The sequence below is a fragment of the Sphingobacterium sp. LZ7M1 genome, from assembly GCF_024296865.1.
Lineage (GTDB): Bacteria > Bacteroidota > Bacteroidia > Sphingobacteriales > Sphingobacteriaceae > Sphingobacterium.
Window position 1 is genome coordinate 502,417 of the sequence record NZ_CP101134.1, and the last position, 23,058, is coordinate 525,474.

The 23,058-nt window shown below is 43.2% G+C and carries 16 protein-coding genes and 2 tRNA genes; 11 read left to right on the plus strand and 7 right to left on the minus strand.

All coding sequences use genetic code 11. The features are described from left to right. Positions 1-60 precede the first annotated feature (60 nt). The gene (locus NMK93_RS02185; protein ID WP_254526504.1) at positions 61-852 is read right to left on the minus strand and encodes a hypothetical protein; all 792 of its coding nucleotides are present in this window, start codon (positions 850-852) and stop codon (positions 61-63) included. A gap of 205 nt (positions 853-1,057) precedes the next feature. On the opposite strand from NMK93_RS02185, the gene NMK93_RS02190 reads away from it, so the two are divergent. Continuing rightward, a complete protein-coding gene (locus NMK93_RS02190; protein WP_254526503.1) occupies positions 1,058-2,560 on the plus strand; it encodes an alpha-L-fucosidase in 1,503 nt (500 codons plus the stop codon). A gap of 8 nt (positions 2,561-2,568) precedes the next feature. Here NMK93_RS02190 and NMK93_RS02195 read toward each other — a convergent pair whose 3' ends face one another. From NMK93_RS02195 to NMK93_RS02205, 3 genes are all read right to left on the minus strand, one after another. Beyond that, positions 2,569-3,873, minus strand: coding sequence for a cation:proton antiporter (locus NMK93_RS02195; protein ID WP_185211254.1), 1,305 nt, complete (start codon positions 3,871-3,873; stop codon positions 2,569-2,571). A 7-nt stretch (positions 3,874-3,880) separates the two neighbouring features. After that, a complete protein-coding gene (locus NMK93_RS02200; RefSeq protein ID WP_185211253.1) occupies positions 3,881-4,360 on the minus strand; it encodes a cation:proton antiporter regulatory subunit in 480 nt (159 codons plus the stop codon). A gap of 73 nt (positions 4,361-4,433) precedes the next feature. Then, entirely contained in the window at positions 4,434-5,213 is a 780-nt protein-coding gene (locus NMK93_RS02205) for an MBL fold metallo-hydrolase (RefSeq protein ID WP_254526502.1), read from the minus strand. Between the two features lie 115 nt (positions 5,214-5,328). Here NMK93_RS02205 and recJ point away from each other — a divergent pair, with 115 nt between their 5' ends. The 4 genes from recJ (at position 5,329) to NMK93_RS02225 (ending at position 11,022) form a co-directional block, all read left to right on the plus strand. Beyond that, entirely contained in the window at positions 5,329-7,029 is a 1,701-nt protein-coding gene (gene recJ, locus NMK93_RS02210) for a single-stranded-DNA-specific exonuclease RecJ (RefSeq protein ID WP_254526501.1), read from the plus strand. A 31-nt stretch (positions 7,030-7,060) separates the two neighbouring features. Continuing rightward, the gene (gene lptB / locus NMK93_RS02215; protein WP_185211250.1) at positions 7,061-7,795 is read left to right on the plus strand and encodes an LPS export ABC transporter ATP-binding protein; all 735 of its coding nucleotides are present in this window, start codon (positions 7,061-7,063) and stop codon (positions 7,793-7,795) included. A gap of 25 nt (positions 7,796-7,820) precedes the next feature. After that, complete coding sequence (locus NMK93_RS02220; protein WP_254526500.1) at positions 7,821-9,338, plus strand: GH3 auxin-responsive promoter family protein; 1,518 nt, start codon at positions 7,821-7,823, stop codon at positions 9,336-9,338. A gap of 613 nt (positions 9,339-9,951) precedes the next feature. Further along, a complete protein-coding gene (locus tag NMK93_RS02225; RefSeq protein ID WP_185211248.1) occupies positions 9,952-11,022 on the plus strand; it encodes a branched-chain amino acid aminotransferase in 1,071 nt (356 codons plus the stop codon). Between the two features lie 71 nt (positions 11,023-11,093). Here the strand turns inward: NMK93_RS02225 and era are convergent, their stop codons facing one another. Further along, complete coding sequence (gene era / locus NMK93_RS02230) at positions 11,094-11,972, minus strand: GTPase Era (RefSeq protein WP_185215929.1); 879 nt, start codon at positions 11,970-11,972, stop codon at positions 11,094-11,096. A gap of 113 nt (positions 11,973-12,085) precedes the next feature. Between era and NMK93_RS02235 the strand changes: the two genes are divergently transcribed. Both NMK93_RS02235 and NMK93_RS02240 read left to right on the plus strand, forming a co-directional pair. Continuing rightward, positions 12,086-12,158, plus strand: a tRNA-Met gene (locus tag NMK93_RS02235). Positions 12,159-12,217: 59 nt separating this feature from the next. Beyond that, positions 12,218-12,290: transfer RNA gene (locus tag NMK93_RS02240), tRNA-Met, on the plus strand. Positions 12,291-12,587: 297 nt separating this feature from the next. Here NMK93_RS02240 and NMK93_RS02245 read toward each other — a convergent pair. Next, positions 12,588-14,054, minus strand: a complete 1,467-nt coding sequence (locus NMK93_RS02245; RefSeq protein WP_185215930.1) for a glutamate synthase subunit beta — start codon at positions 14,052-14,054, stop codon at positions 12,588-12,590. An 18-nt stretch (positions 14,055-14,072) separates the two neighbouring features. Beyond that, positions 14,073-18,572: a glutamate synthase large subunit gene (gene gltB / locus NMK93_RS02250; RefSeq protein ID WP_254526499.1), complete on the minus strand. Its 4,500-nt coding sequence runs from the start codon at positions 18,570-18,572 to the stop codon at positions 14,073-14,075. 210 nt (positions 18,573-18,782) lie between these two features. On the opposite strand from gltB, the gene NMK93_RS02255 reads away from it, so the two are divergent. The 4 genes from NMK93_RS02255 to NMK93_RS02270 all read left to right on the plus strand — a co-directional run bounded on the left by NMK93_RS02255 (position 18,783) and on the right by NMK93_RS02270 (position 22,814). Then, positions 18,783-19,883, plus strand: coding sequence for a mandelate racemase/muconate lactonizing enzyme family protein (locus NMK93_RS02255; protein WP_185211244.1), 1,101 nt, complete (start codon positions 18,783-18,785; stop codon positions 19,881-19,883). A 719-nt stretch (positions 19,884-20,602) separates the two neighbouring features. After that, entirely contained in the window at positions 20,603-21,583 is a 981-nt protein-coding gene (locus NMK93_RS02260; RefSeq protein ID WP_254526498.1) for a deoxyhypusine synthase family protein, read from the plus strand. 28 nt (positions 21,584-21,611) lie between these two features. Then, positions 21,612-22,163 carry a hypothetical protein gene (locus NMK93_RS02265; protein WP_185215932.1) on the plus strand — a complete coding sequence of 184 codons (552 nt, stop codon included), beginning with the start codon at positions 21,612-21,614 and terminating at the stop codon, positions 22,161-22,163. A 75-nt stretch (positions 22,164-22,238) separates the two neighbouring features. Beyond that, positions 22,239-22,814: a non-canonical purine NTP diphosphatase gene (locus NMK93_RS02270; RefSeq protein WP_185215933.1), complete on the plus strand. Its 576-nt coding sequence runs from the start codon at positions 22,239-22,241 to the stop codon at positions 22,812-22,814. Positions 22,815-23,058 lie beyond the last annotated feature (244 nt).

A 23,058-nucleotide genomic window follows, 5' to 3' on the forward strand; every position in this document is an offset into this window, starting at 1 on the left:
AAAAATAGCCCAGAGAGGGCTATTTTCAAATATAGTTTATGCTTATTAGTTATAGGTGAATTAGTCATTCGGTAAGTATTCATTGATATACCTGATGTCATCTTCATTCAGTCCATCTTCCGAATCGGTGATGGTCCAAAGAATATCCTGAAGTTTGCCCACTAAAGCATTATAACTTTGATCCACCTTATTGTCCTTGTAATATTGTTCAATATTGATTTTCTTGTTCTTTAGTCTATTGATCAGATCATGAAGGCTTGAGGAGTTGGAAATAACAGCTAAGTCATATTTTTCATATTCTGAAGAAGCTGATTTTTTTTCATTTCCACAGTACATATGTAAATCCAGATAAATAATCTTGTTTGCAGGGATATCGATGCTCACTTTTTTCAAAAGCACACCATTTTGATAGTCTCCAGATCTGGATTTGATAATCAGACCGGCTGGTAGTTCCAGTTTTTTAGTAGTTGAGGTGCTGTTTTTCAATTTGATTCCCAATCTGACGAAATAACCGCTTCCGCGTGAGAAATCAGGAGAAAGATCTGCAGGGACTTCCGCTTTTAAGTCGGATGATCTCCTTGCTACCATCGCTTTTTTAGACCTAGCTCTGGCTGTCGTATTTATATCGCCTTCGTATCCAGTGATCTCTCCTTGCAGTTCGATGCCTTCAGGTAGGCTATATTTTTGGCCAGTAGGCTCGCCATCGGTATTCCCAAGTCCTGGTATCTTACCGGGTTTGTCCTCTACAATTTCTATGTCATTGTCTTTGTCGTCCTTGCTGCAGGAGCTTACTGCGAAAGCTAATACTAAGGATAATAATACGACAATTGGCATGCTGATTTTCTTTTTCATGTTTTTTACAGGATTGATTTTATGTGATGTTTCAAAGGTATTGCTTAATGAAAAAAGGGTAAATACCTGTATTCGGGTAATTCTACTTACTGACTTTGTTACGAAAACCATTTCGCTATTCATGCAATCGATTGATAGCTTGGGGGCTATATGAATTCAGTATATTAGATTCATATAAATCTAAAACGTGAATTGATCTATACCAATGAACAGAATACTAAAACCGATATTCCTTGCAGCATTAGCCCTGACTTTTAGTCAATACGCCTATGCTCAATGGACAGGACCAAAGGTTAAACCCACAGCACATACCGAAGTGAAATATGGGTCCCTGACGCCTGAGCACCGTACGGATGCCGATATGGAAGCCTTCCGGAACTATGGGCTTGGCCAATTTATCCATTGGGGTTTATATGCCATTCCTGGGAATGAATGGGAAGGGGTGAGCGCCAGAAAAGGTGCTGCTGCCTCGGAATGGATCAGGACCTGGTCGGGTCCAACTGCGCCTAAGAATTGGAAAGAAACCTATGATAACCTATATAAAAAGTTTGATCCCAAGGACTTTGATGCCAAGAAATGGGCCAAGCAAGCTAAGGATATGGGTGCAAAATACATGATCTTTACCACTAAGCACCACGATGGTTTTGCTTTGTGGCCAACCAAATATTCAGGGTACAATATCACCAAATCACCTTATAAGAAGGATATCGTAAAGGAAGTCGTAGATGCCTATACGGCTGAAGGAATCGATGTATATCTTTATTTCTCCATTCTGGAATGGAACAATCCTGATTATCTTTCCAAGGAACCCAAGACAGAGGAAGAAAAGAAGAAATACGATCGTTTCTTACAGTACACTAAAAATCAACTGTTGGAACTGTTGGCAAACTATCCCCAGATTAAGGGTTTCTGGTTTGATGGTACTTGGGATCAATCCTGGGTCAAGGCTTATGACTTTACCTACAATCTGGAAAAGGAACTGCGGGCAAAGCATCCGGGTTTGATTATCGGGTCTCGATTTAGAAATGATGAACATGGCAAAAGGCATTTTGATAGCAATGGGAAGATCCTTGGCGATTATGAACAGGGCTGGGAAAGAAAGTTGCCGCAGGAATTTGAATGGCTCGATGGCAATGATTGGGATGCGGTCATGACCATTCCTCCCAATGGTTGGGGATATATGAAAGATTGGTCAGGAATCTATACCAAGACCACGGATGACCTATTGGACATGTTGATGCATACAGTTTCCATGAACGGAAACTTTGTATTGAATTTTGGGCCTGATGGTCAAGGGTTGATGCATCCTGAAGAGGATAAGATTGCAAAGGAACTGGGGGATTGGATGAAAGTGAATGCTGAGGCCGTTTACGGGGTGAGGCATGCAAATCTTCCAAAAACGAAATTAGGCTACTTAACGCAAAAGGATAAGCATTTATATCTAACGGTATTCAATAGGCCGGTTAACAATATTACGAGGATTGCTATCCCTAAAAAGGCTACGGAAGTTCCGGTATCAGCTGTATTGCTCACCAATGGACAGAAGCTGCAGGTCAAGCATGCCGATATTGGACTTGATCTGGATAAGAATACCTACTACGATGTGATTATTCCTGCTGATTTTAAATCAGAGCGAGCATTCGTCATTAAGATGGAAATGGGCGCTCCTGAAACAAAGTCTGAGAAGCTGATGGATGCCAAGATGTAGACTGAAGATTAATTTTTCTCCTGAATACTGGCTTCGAGGTCGCTGAGCTTTTTCTTCGGCTTCTTGACGGTGTCATCTTGTCCGGCAAGCTTGTTCCAGATATTTCTAGACTCCTTGGTCAATAAGGGTGAAATAATGGAAAGGATCAGGACATAGACAACCACAAAGGATTGGATAACGGGCAGGAGTTTACCTGCTTTACCAATGTTGGCCATGATAATGGAAAATTCTCCCCTCGCAGATAGGGTAAAGCCGATGTCTACTGAGTTTTTGGGTTTCAATCCCGAGAAGCGGCTAGCAAAATATCCAGAAGCCACGTTGCCTACTATGGTAATGGCAGCGGCAAATGTTGCCCAGCCTACGGCACCTCCAAGGCTGTACATATCAATGGAAAGACCAAAGCTAAAGAAGAACATGGCGCCAAAGAAGTCTTTGAACGGCAAGACCATTCCTTCGATTTTCTTGAGGTATTTGGAGTCTGCAAAAACCAATCCTGCCATCAAGGCTCCGATGGCTTCTGCCACATGTATGGTTTCAGAGAAGCCAGCAATGACAAACAGCAAGCTGAATATGATCAGGATAAATAACTCCGAGGATTTCTCCTGAAGGAGCTTGTCAATGAATGGGACAAGTTTCCTGCCTAGGATCAGGAAGGACAGGATAAAACCTAAGGCCAATAGGGAAGTCCCAGCAACGGTCCAGAATGATCCGCCACCCGTTAGGATCAACCCTGAGAGGAAGGAAATATGCATGGCGATAAATAGGTCATCAAACATGATCATCCCCATGATTACCTCGGTTTCAGGATTAGCCGTCCGTTTCAGGTCTGTCAGTACCTTGGCAACAATGGCCGTAGAGGAACTGGTCATGATACCACATAGGACCATCATTTCCTTGAAAGGAAGGTTCATCATCCATCCCACCAAGAGGCCAGAAAAAAAGTTGAGGACAACATAGATGCTACCACCTGCAACAATGGATTTTCCAGATTTGATTAGCCTACCGACCGAAAACTCGAGCCCTAAATAGAATAAGAGAAATAACACACCCAAGCGCCCCATAAAGTCTATGAACGGTTTACTTTCGGTAAAGGTCAAAAAGGACCAAACCGAGTCGACAGCTGAGGTTAAGTTCTCGTTGTTGACATTCGCCAAGAAGTCTGCTACGAATTTTGGATAAGATTGATTGCCCAGTACCATTCCGATCACAATAAAAAAGGGGATCACCGAAAATTTTAGTCTATTGGCAAGAAGGCCAACTGAAGCTACCAATAATACTGCGATTCCTATTTCTATGATGAGGTTACTGTGCATATAATTCTTATAGTAATATTTCCTTTAAAAGTTTGATGTTCTTCTGCTTTCCGGCGATTACCAGGGTGGTTCCCGGAGTAATGACATAGTCGGGTCCTGGGTTAATGACTGTTTCCTCTTCGCGGATAGCGGCGATAATGGAAGCTCCGGTGCGTTGCCTTACTTCCAATTGTCCGATACTCTTGTTGACCCCGTCATTAGACTCGCCAACCTTATACCATTCAATGCGAAGGTCGTCCAATGCCACCTCAATGGTTTCCAATGCCTTGGGTTTATAGGATAGCCCTCCTAAGATTCCGGCAACCTGACGAGACTCTTCATCCGACAATGTCATCACACAGTGGGTTTCGTTATCTTCATCCTCATGGCGGTATAACTCTCTCCGTCCGTCATCGTGGATGACAACCACCATATTGTCTCCAGCATCAGTTTCAATTTGGTATTTCTTACCGATACCAATTAGGTCACTTTCTCTAACTATCGACATGATTTCCTTTTATTTAATTAAAAATTAGATAAATTATTTTTCGTTATCCTCAAATATATCGATTATGAATGGATTATTCGGCATTTACAATCTTATAACTGCCGTCTGGCTTCTGTTCAGGCCGTCCTACCGCGATATTTTTTGAATGGTAAAATAAAAATACCCATCCCTCAGGAGCACCTGCAGCCCAATATTCTGCCCTCAGGTCTCGTGCTTTTCGGCCATCAAAATCGTACTTGGCGATAAAACTCCTGAAGATTTCCTCAGGTTCCGGTAATTCATCTCCACCAAAGAAAAAATGTTCACCTTCGGTCTCCACATGGAATACCTGATGGAACTCGCTGTGACCGCCTGAAAGTTCATAGCGGATCTCTGGAGTCAATTGTCCGTCGCCATCCACAAACAGGATATTCCCGCTTCTTTGCAGTACATCAAAAACCTCAGTACGGTAGGAAGGGGATTCGGAACTGTAAGCTGCTTCCCATTCTTGTTCCTGGATGACATATTCAGCATTTGGGAATGCCAAACGCTTCACGCCATCCTTGATGTCCACCATGCCGCTTGCATGGTCTTTATGAAGATGAGACATCAGTACATACCGCACATCATCTATTGAAAATCCTAGTTTTTTGATATTCTCGTGGATGACCAACTCGTCGTTTTCATTGCGTAATCCTAGGCCGGTATCAAGGACGATAAGGCCGTCTTTTGTCTCAATTAAAAAGGGGTGGACATGAATGAACAACGATCCTGGTCTATCTTTTGGATCATCTTTTTTTGGGTCGAAGGGGATAAATTGCTTGCTTATATCTACAGAGTAGGAACCTTCAAATAGTGAATGCGCTCGAGCCATTTGTATTTGTTTGTTATCTTGACAGTTATGTGTGCATATCATTTTACATCGGGCTCCTCATTAGGTAAGTCCCCTGATATAATGTATCTTTACACGTTTATTAGAAGGCAAAGATATGCAAAAAAGGTGGGTGCTGAAACCTAAAAAGAACGTAGAGCAAGCGAAGAAGCTACAACAGGAGCTGGGTGTAAACCATATAATTGCAGAACTTTTAATAAACCGTGAGGTCGAAACCTTTGACCAAGCGAAAGACTTTTTCCGCCCTTCTATCGACAATCTCCACGACCCTTTTCTAATGAAAGACATGGACCGCGCAATCGACCGGATTGAGCGTGCCATCGGGAATAAGGAGAAAATCTTGATCTATGGTGATTATGATGTCGATGGCACCACCGCCGTTTCCGTAGTCTATAGTTTCTTTCGCGACTTCCATACCGGCCTGGTGTTCTATATTCCGGATCGCTATGCAGAAGGCTATGGTATTTCCAATAGAGGTATCGATTATGCAAAGGAGAATGGATTCTCCTTGATCATTGCCTTGGACTGTGGTATCAAAGCAGTCGATAAGATTGAGTACGCGAATGCGAAGGGCATTGATTTCATTATCGGTGATCACCACTTACCTGGAGATGAGCTGCCGAATGCTGTGGCGGTACTTGACCCCAAGCGAAATGACTGTCCTTATCCCTACAAAGAACTTTCAGGCTGCGGTATCGGGTTCAAGATCATACAAGCATTCATCAAGCAAAATGATATGCCGATGGAATTGGCATACCAATACTTGGATTTGGTGGCGGTTAGTATTGCCTCCGATATTGTTCCCATTACTGGTGAGAATAGAATATTGACCCATTTCGGATTGAAAAAGCTGAACAGCAACCCTTGTTGCGGTCTTCAGGCCCTGATCAATCTTTCTACCCATAAATCCGGACATTTTACGGTTAACGATATTGTGTTTCAGATAGGTCCGCGTATCAATGCCGCCGGACGGATTGACCATGCAAAGGATGCCGTCAAATTATTGATTGCAAAGACATTGGCTGAAGCTGCAGTGTTCTCTGCCAGTGTTGACGATCAGAACAATACCCGAAAGGGCTATGACCTGAAAATTACCGAAGAGGCATTGGCTCTGCTGGATAACAACGCCCACCTGCAAACCAGAAAAACTACCGTCCTATATAAAGAGGATTGGCACAAAGGAGTGATCGGTATCGTCGCATCCCGATTGACGGAAAGATATTATCGACCCACCATTATCCTGACGAATACCAATGGTCATATCGCTGGCTCTGCAAGATCGGTGCTGGGTTTCGACCTATATGAGGCACTAAGTGAATGCAGTGATCTGCTGGATCAATATGGAGGTCATAAATATGCCGCTGGATTAACCATGCCAACCGACAATATCGGTCTCTTTCAACAGCGTTTTGAAGAAGTAGTCAGCAAGAGCATCAAACCGGAGATGCTACAGCAGGAGGTTTCCATCGAAAAGGAAATCAGGTTGGCAGAGATTGATTCTAAATTTTACAGGATATTGCAACAATTCCAACCTTTTGGCCCTCAAAATGAAGCCCCAACCTTCATCAGCAAAGGGGTAACCATGGGTTATAATGCCTATATCGTTGGCAGTACACACCTTAAGTTTTCCGTAAAACAGGAGGATTCTACTATATTTGAATGTATTGGTTTCGGGTTAGGCGAGTATGCTGACCTGATCAATTCGGGAAAAGCCTTTGATATTTGCTTCAATATTGAGGAAAACTCTTGGCGAGGCAAGAAGAATTTGCAATTAAATGTAAAGGCAATTCGATTTTAAAAAATATATTTGCAAATAAGGGTTTATTCACATGATTCTAAGAGCAGAACATTTAATCAAGAAATATAAACAGCGAACAGTAGTAAACGATGTATCCTTCCATGTTGAACAGGGAGAGATCGTAGGTCTTTTAGGTCCAAATGGTGCTGGAAAGACAACTTCATTTTATATGATCGTTGGATTGATTAAACCAAATGATGGTCATGTCTTCTTAGATGATCTCGAAATTACCCAAGATCCCATGTACAAGCGTGCGCAGCGTGGTATTGGTTATCTTGCGCAGGAGGCTTCTGTGTTCAGGAAACTTTCTGTTGAAAACAACATCCTTGCCGTATTGGAAATCCATTACCCAAACAAAGAAGAACGCAAAGCAAAACTAGAAGAGTTATTGACGGAGTTCAGTCTGCACCGCGTGCGCAAGAACCGTGGTGACCTTTTATCGGGTGGTGAGCGTAGAAGGACTGAGATTGCCAGAGCCCTAGCTGCAAACCCTCACTTTATCCTTTTGGATGAGCCATTTGCAGGAGTTGACCCCATTGCGGTGGAAGAAATCCAAACGATCGTAGCCAAATTAAAGACCAGAAATATCGGAATCCTCATCACTGACCACAACGTTCAGGAAACTCTTTCCATTACCGATAGAGCATACCTGTTAACGGAAGGGAAGATCATGTTGACCGGTACGCCAGAAGAAATTGCCGACAACGAGCTTGCCCGTAAGTTCTATTTGGGTAGACATTTCGAATTAAGACGTAAAAAATTCTAAATAAAATATAGCATAAAACTAACCTATGGCTTTATTGAATTCTCTTTTTACTTGGATAATGAAAAAGCGGATGCATCAGATTGATCTATTCATGAAGTATCCCCACGACGTTCAAGATGAATGGTTTCAAAGCCTGATTTCTGCTGCCGAAGCAACAGAATGGGGAAAGAAATACGGCTATAACAGTATTTATACTCCTGATGAGTTTAAAGAACGGGTTCCCATCCAGGATTATGATGACATCAAGGTGTATGTAGATCGCATGATCAAGGGCGAACAGAATATCCTTTGGCCATCTGACATCAAATGGTTCGCAAAATCTTCAGGAACGACTTCCGATCGCAGTAAATTTATTCCTGTCAGTATCGAAGCATTGGAAGAGTGCCATTATCAAGGTGGTAAGGACATGCTTTCAATCTACTGCCATAATAAACCTGAAAACAAAGTCTTCACCGGAAAATCCGTTGTCATTGGTGGTTCATCGCAAATCAACAATTTCAGCCCGGATTCCTATTACGGTGATCTGTCATCCATCCTTATCCGCAATCTCCCTTTCTGGGCTGAGTTTAAGCGGACACCAAACATCGAGGTGACCCTAAACCCTAATTTCGAAGAGAAGATTGAACAGATTGCCCAGATTACCATCAAGGAAAATGTAACGAGCTTGGCCGGAGTGCCGACCTGGAACATGGTCATGGCAAACCGTATCCTTGAGATTACTGGAAAGGATAATCTATTGGAAGTATGGCCTAATCTTGAATTCTACAGCCATGGTGGCGTTAGTTTCAAGCCCTATAGAGAGCAGTTCAAGAAGTTGATCCCTTCTGATAATATGTACTATCTGGAGAACTATAATGCCTCCGAAGGCTATTTTGGACTGCAGGACCGTTCCGATTCCGAGGATCTCCTGTTGATGCTGGACTATGGAATCTATTATGAATTCCTTCCAATGGAACAGATCAATGAAGAGTGTCCGAAAACCCTTTGCTTACATGAAGTGGAATTGGGCAAGAACTATGCTTTGATCATCTCCACCAATGCGGGGCTCTGGCGGTACAAGATTGGTGATACCATCCGATTTACCTCTTTGTCTCCTTATCGTTTTCAGATCTCAGGAAGGACAAAGCAATATATCAATACCTTCGGTGAGGAAGTGATCGTGGACAATGCTGAACAGGCATTGCAGGTCGCTTGTAAAGCTACTGGGGCAACTATCCAAGATTATACGGCTGGTCCAGTCTATTTCAATGACAAGACTGCAGGGGCGCATGAATGGATCATCGAGTTTGAGCAAGAGCCAGATGATTTCCAACGATTTGGCGAAATCCTAGACGCCACACTCCGAGAGATCAACTCCGACTACGACGCTAAGCGGTATAAAAACATGGCTTTATCCTTTCCTATCATCCATAATGCAGCGAAAGGAAGTTTTTATACCTGGATGAAAAGTAGGGGTAAGTTGGGAGGACAGAACAAAGTTCCTCGATTGGCTAATAGCAGGGAATACCTGGATCCACTATTGAAGTTAATCCAAGCTTCTTAATTATATTATTTTTTTGCCTAATTAGGCAGTTCAGTAGATGTATGGATAATATGTTTTATTATTCGGAGCAGCTATTTATTTGGGACGAATTGCGGTATTGTACAGGTAGACGAAAAAGCCTAGGATAAATTTCCAAACTCCAACTGTCGGAGCGGCTTGAGCATTAAAATCAGTCGATTCTCTTTCCATTTTCGGATTACTTAGTTAAACCTTTAATTATATGCCTTTTATTTTTAGCAAACCATCCATTTTATTTTAGCAGACTGTCCGGAAACAGAAATAAAAAATCATCTTTTGCACTTACAATTCTTGGTTAGAAATCCTTTTCAAAGATTTGCTAAAAAGCATAAGCCCTATTCCAAATACTGTACCGAGAAAGAAAACAAGTAATAAACAATAGAATTCGACATATTAGGACAATGCCTGTATAGCAAACAGTATACAGTGATGGATAGGAAAACATACATATTTCATTATAGCTAAAATGCTCAATTCATAAGAAATCTAAGGGGAAGGCCTGTATTTGTGGAGATTGGACGATTATAAATGCACAATTCATTTATGCTTTTGTTTTTTTTACCTAAATTGCACAGCAATAAATATTCTTTTTGATATGAGTGCCATAGATAATTTCACTATTCAAGTAGAGCCTACCCAACAATCAAGAATTTCGCAAGTAGACTTTGATCATTTAGTTTTTGGAAAAATAATGTCTGACCATATGCTGGTTGCCAATTATGACAATGGGCAATGGGAAGATGTCAAGATAGTGCCTTATGGAAACCTGAGTGTTAGCCCTTCGATGTCCGCCTTGCATTATGGACAGGCCATCTTTGAAGGTATCAAAGGTTATAAATTCCAAGATGGTACCGTGAGTATCTTCCGTCCTGATAAAAACTGGGAGAGATTCAATAAATCTGCAAGAAGACTTGAAATGCCTGAGGTTCCTGAAGAAATCTTCATGGACGGCTTAAAAAAGCTATTGGATGTAGATCGTAACTGGATCCCATCCAAAGAAGGAACTGCCCTTTATATCCGTCCGTTTATGTTCGGTACAGAGGCTGCCCTAGGTGTTCATCCATCTAAATCTTACCAATTCATTATCATCACCTGTCCTGTTGGTGCTTACTATAGCAAACCGATCAGTCTAAAGGTAGAGACACATTATACGCGTGCTGCTGAAGGTGGTGTTGGATTCTCCAAAAACGCCGGTAACTATGCTTTGTCCCTTTATCCTACCCAGTTGGCTAACAACGAAGGATATGACCAGATCATGTGGACAGATGCATTGGAACATAAATACATTGAGGAAGCCGGAACAGCTAACTTGATCTTCCGTATTGGTGATACCATAATCACGCCTCATGGAGACACTATCTTACATGGTGTTACCAGGCGTACCATTATGGAACTTGCCGAGAAATGGGGTTATAAGGCCGAGCAGAGAAAAGTTTCTGTACAGGAGCTGATCGATGGAATCAAAGCAGGAGATGTAACAGAAGCCTTTGCTGCTGGTACCGCTGCAACCATTACGCACATTGACAGAATCGGTTTCAATGGCCAAGACTATACCCTTCCTCCGGTAGAAGGTCGTGAATTCTCAAACAAGGTATTGGCGTATCTAAATGATTTGAGATACGGTAAGATCGAAGATCCATTTGGTTGGAACTTTATCGTGAAGTAATTAGGAATAATACTATTCAATAAAAAAAAGACCGGCACAACGCCGGTCTTTTTTATTGATATAGTTTTATCTTAATCCTCATAACCAAACCTCTTCAGGTAGTTTTTCTTGCTTCTCCAATCAGGCAGCACCTTCACAAAAAGTTCCAGGAAGACCTTTCCGCCAATAAACTCCTCAATGTCCTGACGGGCATAGGTCCCGACTTTCTTGATCATGGCACCAGCCTTTCCGATGATAATGTTTTTCTGTGAATCACGCTCCACGATGATCTCTGCTGCAATACGGGTGATATGAGCTTCCTCCTTGAAAGAAGTGACCACGACCTCCGTGCTATAAGGGATTTCCTTGTCATATAGCTTAAATACCTTTTCACGGATAATCTCCGAAACAAAGAAACGCATGCTCTTATCGGTCAGTTCGTCTTTCTCGTAATAGGGTGGGTGTACCGGCAATTTACTTTTGATATAAGCCATGACCGCTTCCACATTATAGCCTAGCAAAGCCGAAATAGGGAATACCGTATCCGGATTGATCTTCTCTTCCCAGAATGCAATCTTGGCTTTCACCTCTTCTTCCGAAGATTTATCAACTTTGTTGATGATCACCGCAACTGGAGAACTGGTGTTCCTTAATTTTTCCAATACATCGTTTTCATCATATTTTTCATGGATGTCTGTAACAAATAAAATAACATCAGCATCGATCAATGAACTCATAACAAAGTTCATCATGGACTCTTGAAGATCATAATTTGGTTTTATTACCCCAGGGGTATCAGAAAAAACAATCTGATAGTCTGCATCGTTGACAATTCCGATGATACGGTGTCTAGTTGTCTGAGCCTTAGGGGTTATGATGGACATCTTTTCACCCACTAGGGCATTCATCAAGGTCGATTTACCCGCATTAGGTTTACCGATGATACTCACGAATCCTGCTTTATGTGACATTATTTGATTTTTTATTTGTTTTACAAAGAAACAAATAATATCTTTGTGCTCCAATTCGGAGATAGTATAATCTACTTTTAACAAATACCAACGTAGATTTCTAGAAAATATATTGCGGGGTGGAGCAGTTGGTAGCTCGTCGGGCTCATAACCCGAAGGTCATCAGTTCGAGTCTGGTCCCCGCTACTAAAAAACAAAAAAGGATTGAGCGCGAGGCTCAGTCCAAAAGAAATTCTAAAATACATTGCGGGGTGGAGCAGTTGGTAGCTCGTCGGGCTCATAACCCGAAGGTCATCAGTTCGAGTCTGGTCCCCGCTACTACTAAGGTTTCAATCGAAAGATTGGAACCTTTTTTTTGTCTAGACATCAGACACAAGACATCAGACATAAGAACTTTCTAGGGTCAAGGTAAAAGATCATGACATAGGTATTGTTTGATGTTGGTTTGTATTTTATTTGAAATCACCTCACAAAAAAAGGAGCTGTTTTTACAGCCCCTTTAAAAAATGGAAATACACTTATATGTTTTGAAAATCCTGTCATTATCCATTTGAAACGTCTGAAATTTCTCCTGTCTAATGTCTTTTGTCTAGTGTCTTATGTCTATTGTCTTATTTAGGCTGTGGCATAAACCGCCTCCTTGCTTTCCAGGACCGAAGTGCCCATCAGGTATTCATCAACCTTTCTGGCGCATTCTCGGCCCTCAGAAATGGCCCAAACGACCAAAGATTGTCCCCTTCTCATATCGCCAGCCACAAATACTTTGTCCACACTGGTTTTGTATTCCGTTTCCGTAGCGTCTACATTTCCTCTATCGGTTGTCTTTACGCCCAATTGGGTCAAGAGTCCTTCATGCTGAGGGTGTAAGAAACCCATGGCCAGGGTCACCAGTTCGCAAGGGATTTCACGTACTGATCCCTCCACTTCCTTAAAGGATAGCGGTCTGCCAGAAGGATCCAATTCCCATTCCAGGTCAACGATCAAGGCAGCCCTTAAGTTTCCTGCTTCATCACCTAAAAATTCCTTGGTGCTGATGCTCCAATGGCGTTGGCAACCTTCCTCATGCGAAGTGGTGGTTTTCAACAGCATCGGATAGCTTGGCCAAGGCATGGCTTCCGTACGAGCTGTAGGAGGGGTTGGCATCAGCTCAAATTGTGTTACAGATTTCGCCCCATGTCTATTGGATGTACCCACACAGTCTGAACCTGTATCTCCACCGCCGATTACCAATACGTTTTTATCCTTGGCATGGATCTCCTCTACTTCAATTGGAGAACTGCCGACGCGCTTGTTCTGTTGCTTTAGAAATTCCATGGCATAATGAACGCCCTTCAGTTCCCTGCCTGGTATATTCAGATTCCTAGGAATAGTTGAACCTCCAGCCAATACAATGGCGTCAAACTCATCCAGCTCGCTTGCAGGGACATTGTTGCCCACTTCGGCATTGGTCCTGAATACTACGCCTGATTGCTCCATGATCTCGACTCGACGGTCAATGACCGATTTGTCCAATTTGAAGTCTGGAATGCCATATCGCAACAGACCACCGATTTTATCATCCCTTTCGTACACGACTACATCATGCCCAGCTTTGTTCAGTTGTGCTGCTGCCGCAAGTCCGGAAGGACCCGAGCCAACCACGGCTACACGTTTTCCCGTCTTCAGATAGCTCTTGTTCGGTTTTACATAGCCTTTTTTATAGGCAATCTCGATGATGTGCTTCTCAATTTCCTCAATGGCTACCGGGTTTTTGTTGATCCCCAATACACATGCCGATTCACAAGGAGCCGGACAGATCCTGCCAGTGAATTCTGGGAAGTTGTTGGTGGAAGAAAGGATTTGGTAAGCCTCCTCCCAATTGCCATCATAGACGGCATCATTAAATTCCGGTATCACATTCCCCAGCGGACATCCAGAATGGCAGAATGGAATCCCACAATTCATGCAACGTGCCGCCTGTTTATTTAACTGTTCCTCGCTGAACGAATGAACAAACTCTTGATAATTCTGCTTTCTGCTTTCCACAGCATCTTTCTGAGGAAGCGCTCTTTCAAATTCTAAAAATCCTGTTGGTTTTCCCATGATGATGTTCCTCCTTGATTATGCTGTTACTAATTTTTTGTTCACCACATTCTTGTACTCTCTTGGGTACACTTTGATGAATCGGTTCTTTTCCGATGCCCAATTTTCCAAGATAAAGCTGGCCCGCTCGCTTTGGGTCAGGTGGATATGGCGTTTCAGCAAGGCAATGATGGCAGTTTCATCCTCGGTTTCCAATGGATCCAGGTCAACCATTTCCTTGTTGCAGTTCTCTTTGAAGGTGCCCGCAAGGTCATAGATCCATGCGATACCACCACTCATTCCCGCGGCAAAGTTCCTTCCGGTCTCGCCTAAGATCAAGGCCCTTCCGCCGGTCATGTATTCACAACCGTGGTCACCAACGCCTTCCACAACGGCAGTCGCTCCCGAATTCCTTACCGCGAAACGCTCTCCGGCCATTCCGTTGATAAATAGGTGGCCAGAAGTTGCACCATATAGGGCCACATTGCCGATAATGATATTATCCTTTGGCACCAAATTACTTTCCTTCGCAGGATATATGGCCAACTGTGCTCCTGAAAGCCCTTTTCCTACGTAGTCATTGGCTTCGCCTTCCAGTTCAAAGGAGATTCCCTTGGTATTGAATGCGCCGAAGGACTGACCGGCAGAACCTTCGAACTTAAAGTTGATGGTATTGTCCGGAAGACCTTCTGAACCATAGATCTTCGAGATCTCATTGGATAATAGGGTTCCGATGGTACGATCGGTGTTTTTCACCTTAAAGGTGCCAAAAACTGGAGTCTTGGTTTCCAGCGCCAATTTTGATTGGTTCAATAATCCCCAATCCAAGATCATGCTCATGCCATGGTCCTGTTCTTCCGTATTGTACAGGGTTTCTCCGTTTGCGTTTGGAGCTACGTGTAATATGCCCGAGAAGTTGATTTTATTTACTTTCCAGTGGCCTAGGTTTTCTCTTTTCTTCAGGAATTGAGCTTTACCAACCATTTCATTGATGGATTTAAATCCTAACTCTGCCATGATCTCGCGCATTTCTTCCGCCAAAAAGCGGAATAGGTTCACGACATCGTCCGGTTTTCCGGTGAATAGCTTTCTCAGTTCGGGATCTTGGGTTGCAACACCTACAGGGCAGGTGTTCAGATGGCATTTACGCATCATGATACAGCCGCCAGCTACCAGCGCTGCTGTTGCAACGCCCCATTCTTCAGCCCCTAATAAAGTGGCGATCACCAAGTCTCTACCGGTCTTCATCTGTCCGTCTGCTTGCAATACCACACGGCTGCGAAGTTTGTTCAGTACAAGGGTCTGATGGGCTTCGGCCAAGCCTAGTTCCCAAGGTAGTCCTGCATGTTTGATGGAGCTGATTGGAGAGGCTCCAGTTCCACCATCATAACCGGCAATCAGGATCACGTCGGCATGTGCCTTGGCAACCCCTGCTGCAATGGTACCTACTCCAGCTTTCGACACCAATTTTACATTGATGCGCGCTTGTCTATTGGCATTCTTCAGGTCGAATATCAATTGCGCCAAATCCTCAATGGAATAGATATCATGGTGTGGCGGCGGGGATATCAGGCCCACTCCAGGCGTAGAGTGTCTCACTCTCGCGATCCAGTCATCTACTTTATGTCCCGGTAGCTGTCCTCCTTCTCCTGGTTTGGCGCCTTGCGCCATTTTTATCTGTAATTCATCCGCTTGGGTCAGGTAATTGGATGTTACCCCAAAGCGTGCCGAAGCAACCTGTTTGATTGCCGAACGCATGGAATCTCCATTGGGTAATTTTTGATAGCGAATTTCATCTTCACCACCCTCTCCCGTATTGGACTTCCCGCCGATGCGGTTCATCGCAATGGCCAAGGTACTGTGGGCCTCATGCGAAATCGATCCGAAGGACATCGCACCAGTGGCAAAGCGTTTCATGATTTCGCTCGCCGGTTCCACCTGGTCGATGGAAATCGGACTTCTATGTTTCGCAAAATCCAACAATCCCCTCAAGGTGAACATACGTTCCTTTTGGTTGTTGATCAGTGTTGCATATTTCTTGTAGGTAGAAAAATCATCTGTCCTACAGGCCTGTTGCAACAAATGCACGGTCTGCGGATTCCATAAGTGACCTTCACCTCTTCTTTTCCATTGGTAGATTCCACCTTCCGGCAATAGGGTAGGTGCCGATCTGCTGTTTTCAAATCCGCGCCAATGTTTTGCCAGGGATTCCTTAGCGATATCATCTAGGTTCAAGCCGCCAATTCTGGAGACTGCACCACAGAAGTAGCTGTCCACGACTTGGCTGTCTATTCCCAGTACCTCAAAGATCTGGGCACCATGGTAAGATTGCAGGGTTGAAATACCCATCTTCGAGAAGATTTTCAACAAACCGTTGCATACGGCCTTTACATAGTTCTTTTTCAGGTCATCCCAGGTCAGTTCGGTTTCCAGATGGCCGATCTCTTTCATGGTCCGGATACTTGCCAATGCCATATATGGGTTGATGGCTGTAGCTCCGAAAGCCAATAGACAGGCAAAATGATGAACTTCCCATGCATCTCCAGCTTCAACGACCAAACCTACGGCGCCACGGTTGCCCGTTTTGATCAAGTGGTGGTGTACTGCCGAAACAGCTAGTAGAGAAGGGATAGCACAGTGCTGGGAGTCGATCGCCCGGTCAGACAGGATGATCACTTCAAAGCCATCACGTACGGCATCGTCTGCATAGCGACAAAGCCTTTCCAGACCAGCTTCCAAGGAACCTTCCTTGCCGTCAGCACGGAAATAACTCTGAATGGTTTTAGCCTGGAATACACCGGTGTCGATGGAGCGTAGTTTCTCCAATTCACTGGATGTCAAGATCGGATGTTCAAGGGTTACACAGTGGCAGAATTTCTTGTCTTCTACCAAAATATTGCCGGAGTTTCCGATAAAGGTTGCCAAGCTCATCACCAAACGTTCGCGGATCGGGTCGATCGGTGGATTGGTAACCTGAGCAAAGAATTGCTTGAAATAACTTGAGATATGCTGTGGCTGATCAGAAAGGACGGCCAATGGAACGTCCGTTCCCATAGAACCGATCGGCTCATAGCCGGTCAAGGCCATTGGGGTCAGAATCGTTTCGAGGTCCTCTCGAGAATAGCCGAAGGATAATTGATATTTGAATACAGATTCCTTGGACAGGTAGGTAAAGGTTACCCTTGGCTCTGCCAATTCCTCTAATTTGATTTTATAGTTGTTGATCCATTCTCCATAAGGTTGTTGACGGATCAATTCGCCTTTTACTTCTTCATCCGAACGGATCTTTCCAGCTTCCATATCCACCACGAAGATCTTGCCCGGTTGCTGTCTTCCTTTTTTGATGATCAAGGCTTCATCAATTGGCAATGCACCAGCTTCTGAAGCGACCACCACACGGTCATCTGAAGTTACTGCATAGCGCAATGGACGCAGACCGTTACGGTCTAAGGTCGCACCGATGATTTTTCCATCGGTAAAACATAATGCTGCCGGACCGTCCCATGGCTCCATCAAGGTCGCATGGTATTCATAGAAAGCTTTTTTCAGTGGGTCCATCTGCTCGTTGCCATCCCATGCCTCTGGTACCAACATCAACATGACATGCGGCAAGCTACGGCCACTATGAAGCAAGAGCTCCACCACATTGTCCAAACATGCCGAGTCTGACTGTCCGCGGTCTACTACCGGCAATAGGATTTCCATCTCCTCTTCGGTAAAGAATGGGGATGAATAAGCCCTAACACCAGCGTAAAACCAGTTTAAGTTTCCGGTCAGGGTGTTGATCTCCCCATTGTGCGCAATCATGCGGAAGGGTTGAGCCAGTGACCATGAAGGGAAAGTATTGGTGGAGAACCTAGAGTGGACCAAGCCAAATGCCGATACCACACGCGGATCCCTCAGGTCTTCAAAATATGACCCTACCTGGTAAGTAGTTAATTGTCCTTTGTAAATTATGGTTTTGCAAGATAGAGAAGCGATGTAGAGTGGAAGGGGGTACTCTTGGTGAAGTTTGATTTTTTGGATGATTAAGCGTCTTAAGACAAATAATTTCCGTTCAAAATCTTCGGTGTTTGCCACCCCTGCCGGCCTGGAGATGAAGAACTGAACGATTTCTGGTTCTGCTCCTAAGGCGGTTGGACCTATGCCTTCTCGATTTACCGGAACAGCTCGGAACCCCAATAGTTCCATGCCTCTTTCATTTGCAGCTTCGGCAATGACATCACGGCAGATACGGTTCATGCTTTCCTCCTTCGGGAGAAACAACATCCCTACTCCATAATATCCTGGTTCCTGAAGTTGGATGCCCAACTCAATACATTCTTCCCAAAGAAATTCATGAGGTAACTGGATCATGATCCCCGCGCCGTCGCCCGACTCTGGATCGCAACCACAAGCTCCACGGTGTTCCATGTTCTCTAACATGGTAAGTGCATCTTTAACCTGTTGATGTGACTTCTGACCCTTGATGTGGGCTACAAATCCAACACCACAGGCATCGTGCTCAAACGCTGGGTTGTAAAGTCCTTCTTGCTGCATTGTAATATGATAATTAGATAAAATAACAAACGAGTTTGCTAATATATGAATAAAAACATAAAATATTTGCAATAATGATAAAAAATAATCAAAAACGTTGAGGTTAATATAAATTTAACGCTGTTTGATAATTGAAATTGTATTTGTTTCGCCATTTGCGTATAAAAATGGAATATCATTCGTTACATTTGCTATTTGAACTAATAAATTATGTTGATCAAAGAAATTGAAATTTATAGGTTGAGTATTCCCATGGAACCCTTTGTCATTGCAACGGGAGTGATGGAGTTTGCTCAGAACACTTTTGTGAAGGTCATTTCGGATGAAGGCCTTTACGGAGTGGGTGAATGTTCTGCCTTTCCGATGATTGTTGGGGAAACGCAAAATACATGTATCGCTGTGGCCCAGGATTTTGCAAAGATCTGGATCGGTAAGGACCCTTTGGCAATTGAAGAGCGATTGGCCGAACTGCACCTTTACATTGCCAAAAACGCGACCATTAAGTCGGCCTTTGATATGGCCCTTTATGACCTTGCAGCTAAAAAAGCAGGTGTGCCACTTTATCAATTCTTGGGTGGAAAGCCTAGAGAGATCGTAACGGATATTACCATTGGTATCGCTAGCCCGGAACAAATGGCGGCTAAAGCCAAGGACCTGCACGATCATGGTGCCGTTGCCTTAAAGGTAAAATTGGGCAAGAAACCTCAGGATGATATTGCCCGCATTAAAGCCATCCGACAAGCTGTTGGATTTGATATCCCTATCCGGATCGATGCCAACCAGGGCTGGAGCTATGAAGAGGCCATGGAAGCATTAAAAGGGCTTGAACCTTTGAAGATCCAATTCTGTGAACAGCCAATGCGTACCTATAACGATCATCTATTGCCCCAGTTGAGGTCTGAAACCATCGTTCCGATCATGGCTGATGAGTCTGTCTATGACCATCATGATGCAGAACGCCTATGCAGGACAGACAGTTGTGACTATATCAATATTAAGTTCTCCAAATCCTCGGGGATTGCGGAATCCTTAAAGATCCAGGCGGTTGCGCAAGAATTTGGTATCCCTTGTATGATCGGTGGCATGTTGGAAAGCCGTTTGGCACTTGCCGCTAAGACCCATTTTGCTTATGCTGCGCCTAACGTGAAATTCTTTGACCTGGATACCTGCATGGTAGGACATCTTGAGGATCCTGTTATTGGCGGAATTCAATATGATGGCTATTCCATCAAGATTACCGAAGGACCAGGTATAGCAGCGGATATTGACCCTGCATTCCTGGAGAAATGTGAAAAATGGACAATTTCCTAAAATCATACCGATATGCTGAATAATGACACGTGGAACCTAGGAACGAATGAGATCATCATATTGTTTATCCTGATCGTAATTGTCGTTTTTTTCTTTTGGCTTTTTTCCAAGCTGTTAAAGAGAAAGTAACAAGCAAAATTCTATAAGAGAAAACAGCTCCAAAAAATTAAGGTTTGGAGCTGTTTTTCTTCTGACCAGCTCGGTCTGCAATCAACCTCTTTTCACAGGCCGATTTTTGCAGTTCAAATTCTAACCATTTTAGGGGTTTCATTCGAGACACATTCGAGAGATATTCGAGAATGCTTCGGAGATCGGAGCACATTGCTGGCTCCATCTTTGTGAACATTTTGCGAATTTTCGGAATATGTCTCGAATAAAACCAACTTAAGTCCTCGAAATTTCCATTGCCGGTTAGCATTAAAAATGCTTCAAATGTAATCGAAGGGATTACTGTTTGGGTCTGTCTCCACCTGCATGAGCCTTTGGATTGGTTATTTCATAGCCTCCAAGCCTAATTAAGAGCATTTTTTAACATTTGTTAAAAAACAGGCTTATAAGCCGAATTAACTGCTTTTTTGAATGCCTATCGAATGGATATTATTATAGCTTCCACTCAAATTTCTTTGATTGCAGGAGATTCGGGGCGTTTAGCATGCATAGCGCTCAGTAATTCTTGAATAAATCAGTACCTTTGTGAACATTTATTTGAATATAAGATTATGAGTACACAAAGAGGTCCTATTTCTCAATTTATTGAGAAAAACTATCTTCACTTCAACGCCGCTTCCTTAGTTGATGCCGCAAAAGGTTATGAAACCCACCTAGCAGAAGGTGGTAAAATGTTGGTTTCACTAGCAGGTGCTATGAGTACTGCTGAGCTTGGAATTTCATTAGCTGAAATGATCCGTCAGGACAAAGTGGCTATCATTTCCTGTACTGGTGCAAATCTGGAAGAGGACGTGATGAACTTGGTAGCGCACTCACACTATAAACGTGTTCCTAACTACCGTGATCTTACTCCTCAAGACGAATGGGAATTGTTAGAAAACCATTACAACCGTGTTACTGACACCTGTATCCCTGAAGAAGAGGCTTTCAGAAGATTGCAAGTTCACCTTGAAAAGGTATGGAAAGATGCTGAAGCTGCTGGCGAACGCTATTTTCCACATGAGTTCTTATACAAAGTAGTATTATCTGGCGTTTTGGACCAACACTATGAAATTGATCCAAAGAACTCTTGGATCTTGGCTGCTGCAGAAAAAAACATTCCTATCATCGTACCGGGATGGGAAGATTCAACAACAGGTAATATCTTTGCTTCATACGTAATCAAAGGTGAATTGAAAGCGCATACAGTGAAAACTGGTATCGAATACATGATCTATTTGACAGAATGGTACCGTGCTAACTCAGGTGGCAAAGGTGTAGGTTTCTTCCAGATCGGTGGTGGTATCGCTGGTGACTTCCCAATCTGTGTGGTTCCTATGATGTACCAAGATCTTGAATGGCATGATGTTCCTTTCTGGTCATACTTCTGCCAAATCTCGGATTCAACAACTTCTTATGGTTCCTATTCTGGTGCTGTGCCAAATGAGAAGATCACTTGGGGTAAATTGGATACCGAATCGCCTAAGTTTATTGTAGAATCGGATGCTACGATCGTGGCTCCATTGATTTTTGCTTGGGTATTAGGTCAATAAGATAATTACAACGGCGCAAGGAAATAGGATGGACAAGAACCTTACAACAGATAATCCAATAGCGATTCAGGCCTTGATGTCTGAAACGGTATTTGCTATCCCAGGTTCTGTCATGCCCATCGTAGAGACCCAAACCGTTGGCAACCAACATACATCTCCTCAGCAAGGGCATTTTGAAGCCTCTGCTGAGGAGTTTGTCTATCAAGGGGACAAGTCGACCGGCGTGCTGTTTATCCTGCGTTATCCGGACTATCCTTACTTCTCGCCACAGGCAGAAGAAGCATTTTTGAAAACCATCGGTGCCCTACAATTGAATGCGGATAATGTTGCGGTGCTGAATCTGGCAAACCCCCATAACCCAAATGAGTGGAAGCAGATCATGCAGTTTTTCCAACCCAAGAAAATTACGCTTTTAGGTGTGGAACCTACCTCCCTAAAACTTCCAGAAATCGGCCATAACTCCTATATGCGCGGTAAGATCGCGACCGTGTTCAATACCTTCAGCTTTGAAGAGATGTTTGCTGATGTCCAGAAAAAGAAACTGTTCTGGAATGAGTTCAAGACCTTTATTCAATCCTAGTTTTTCCCATTTTTTCTTTCTTCCTTTCTTGATTGCTTAAATAGAATGCTATTTTTGAAGCTTAAATTTAGAGCTATGGAATTGGTATTTGCTACAAACAATGCGCATAAACTGGAAGAAGTACAACAGATGGTGGGAGATAGGTTTGTCTTGAAATCATTGGCTGATATAGGTTGTGATGATGATATTCCTGAAACTGGAGTTACTTTTCAGGAGAATGCCCAACAAAAAACAGATTACCTATTCCAAAAGTATCAAGTGAATTGTTTCGGAGACGATTCGGGTTTAGAAATTGACGCCTTGAATGGGGAACCTGGGGTATATTCTGCCCGTTATTCAGGGTCTAGGGATATGGAAAAGAACATTGACCTGGTTTTGGAAAAGCTACAAGACCAAGAAAACCGCAGGGCAAGATTCAAAACGGTTATTTCCCTGTTCTTAAATGGAGAGCAGCATTTCTTTGAAGGTACTGTAGAGGGAAGGATCATTGCAAGTCGGACAGGAACGGAAGGCTTCGGTTATGATCCGATCTTTATTCCGGAGGGTTATGATCAGACCTTTGCGGAAATGAGTTTGGAAGAAAAAAACAAGATCAGTCATCGCTCGCAAGCCGTGGCTAAGTTGGTTGGTTTTTTAAACTCAAAAGAATAGATATTAATTATAAAATAATTGATGAATTACGGGTATGTTAAAAACCATGGTTTTTTCACATGTTAACATCCATTTAACATAATTAAGCAACAAAATCTATTTTTGTTGGATAATAGGCGGAAAATTAGCGGATCCGCCTATTTTTTATGTCTTAATTAACAATTTTCTCATTGTTTAATTACCTAATCTTTTTATTGTGTTAATGTTACCTTAAATGTGCGGGGCTACTTTTACGGCAAAATAT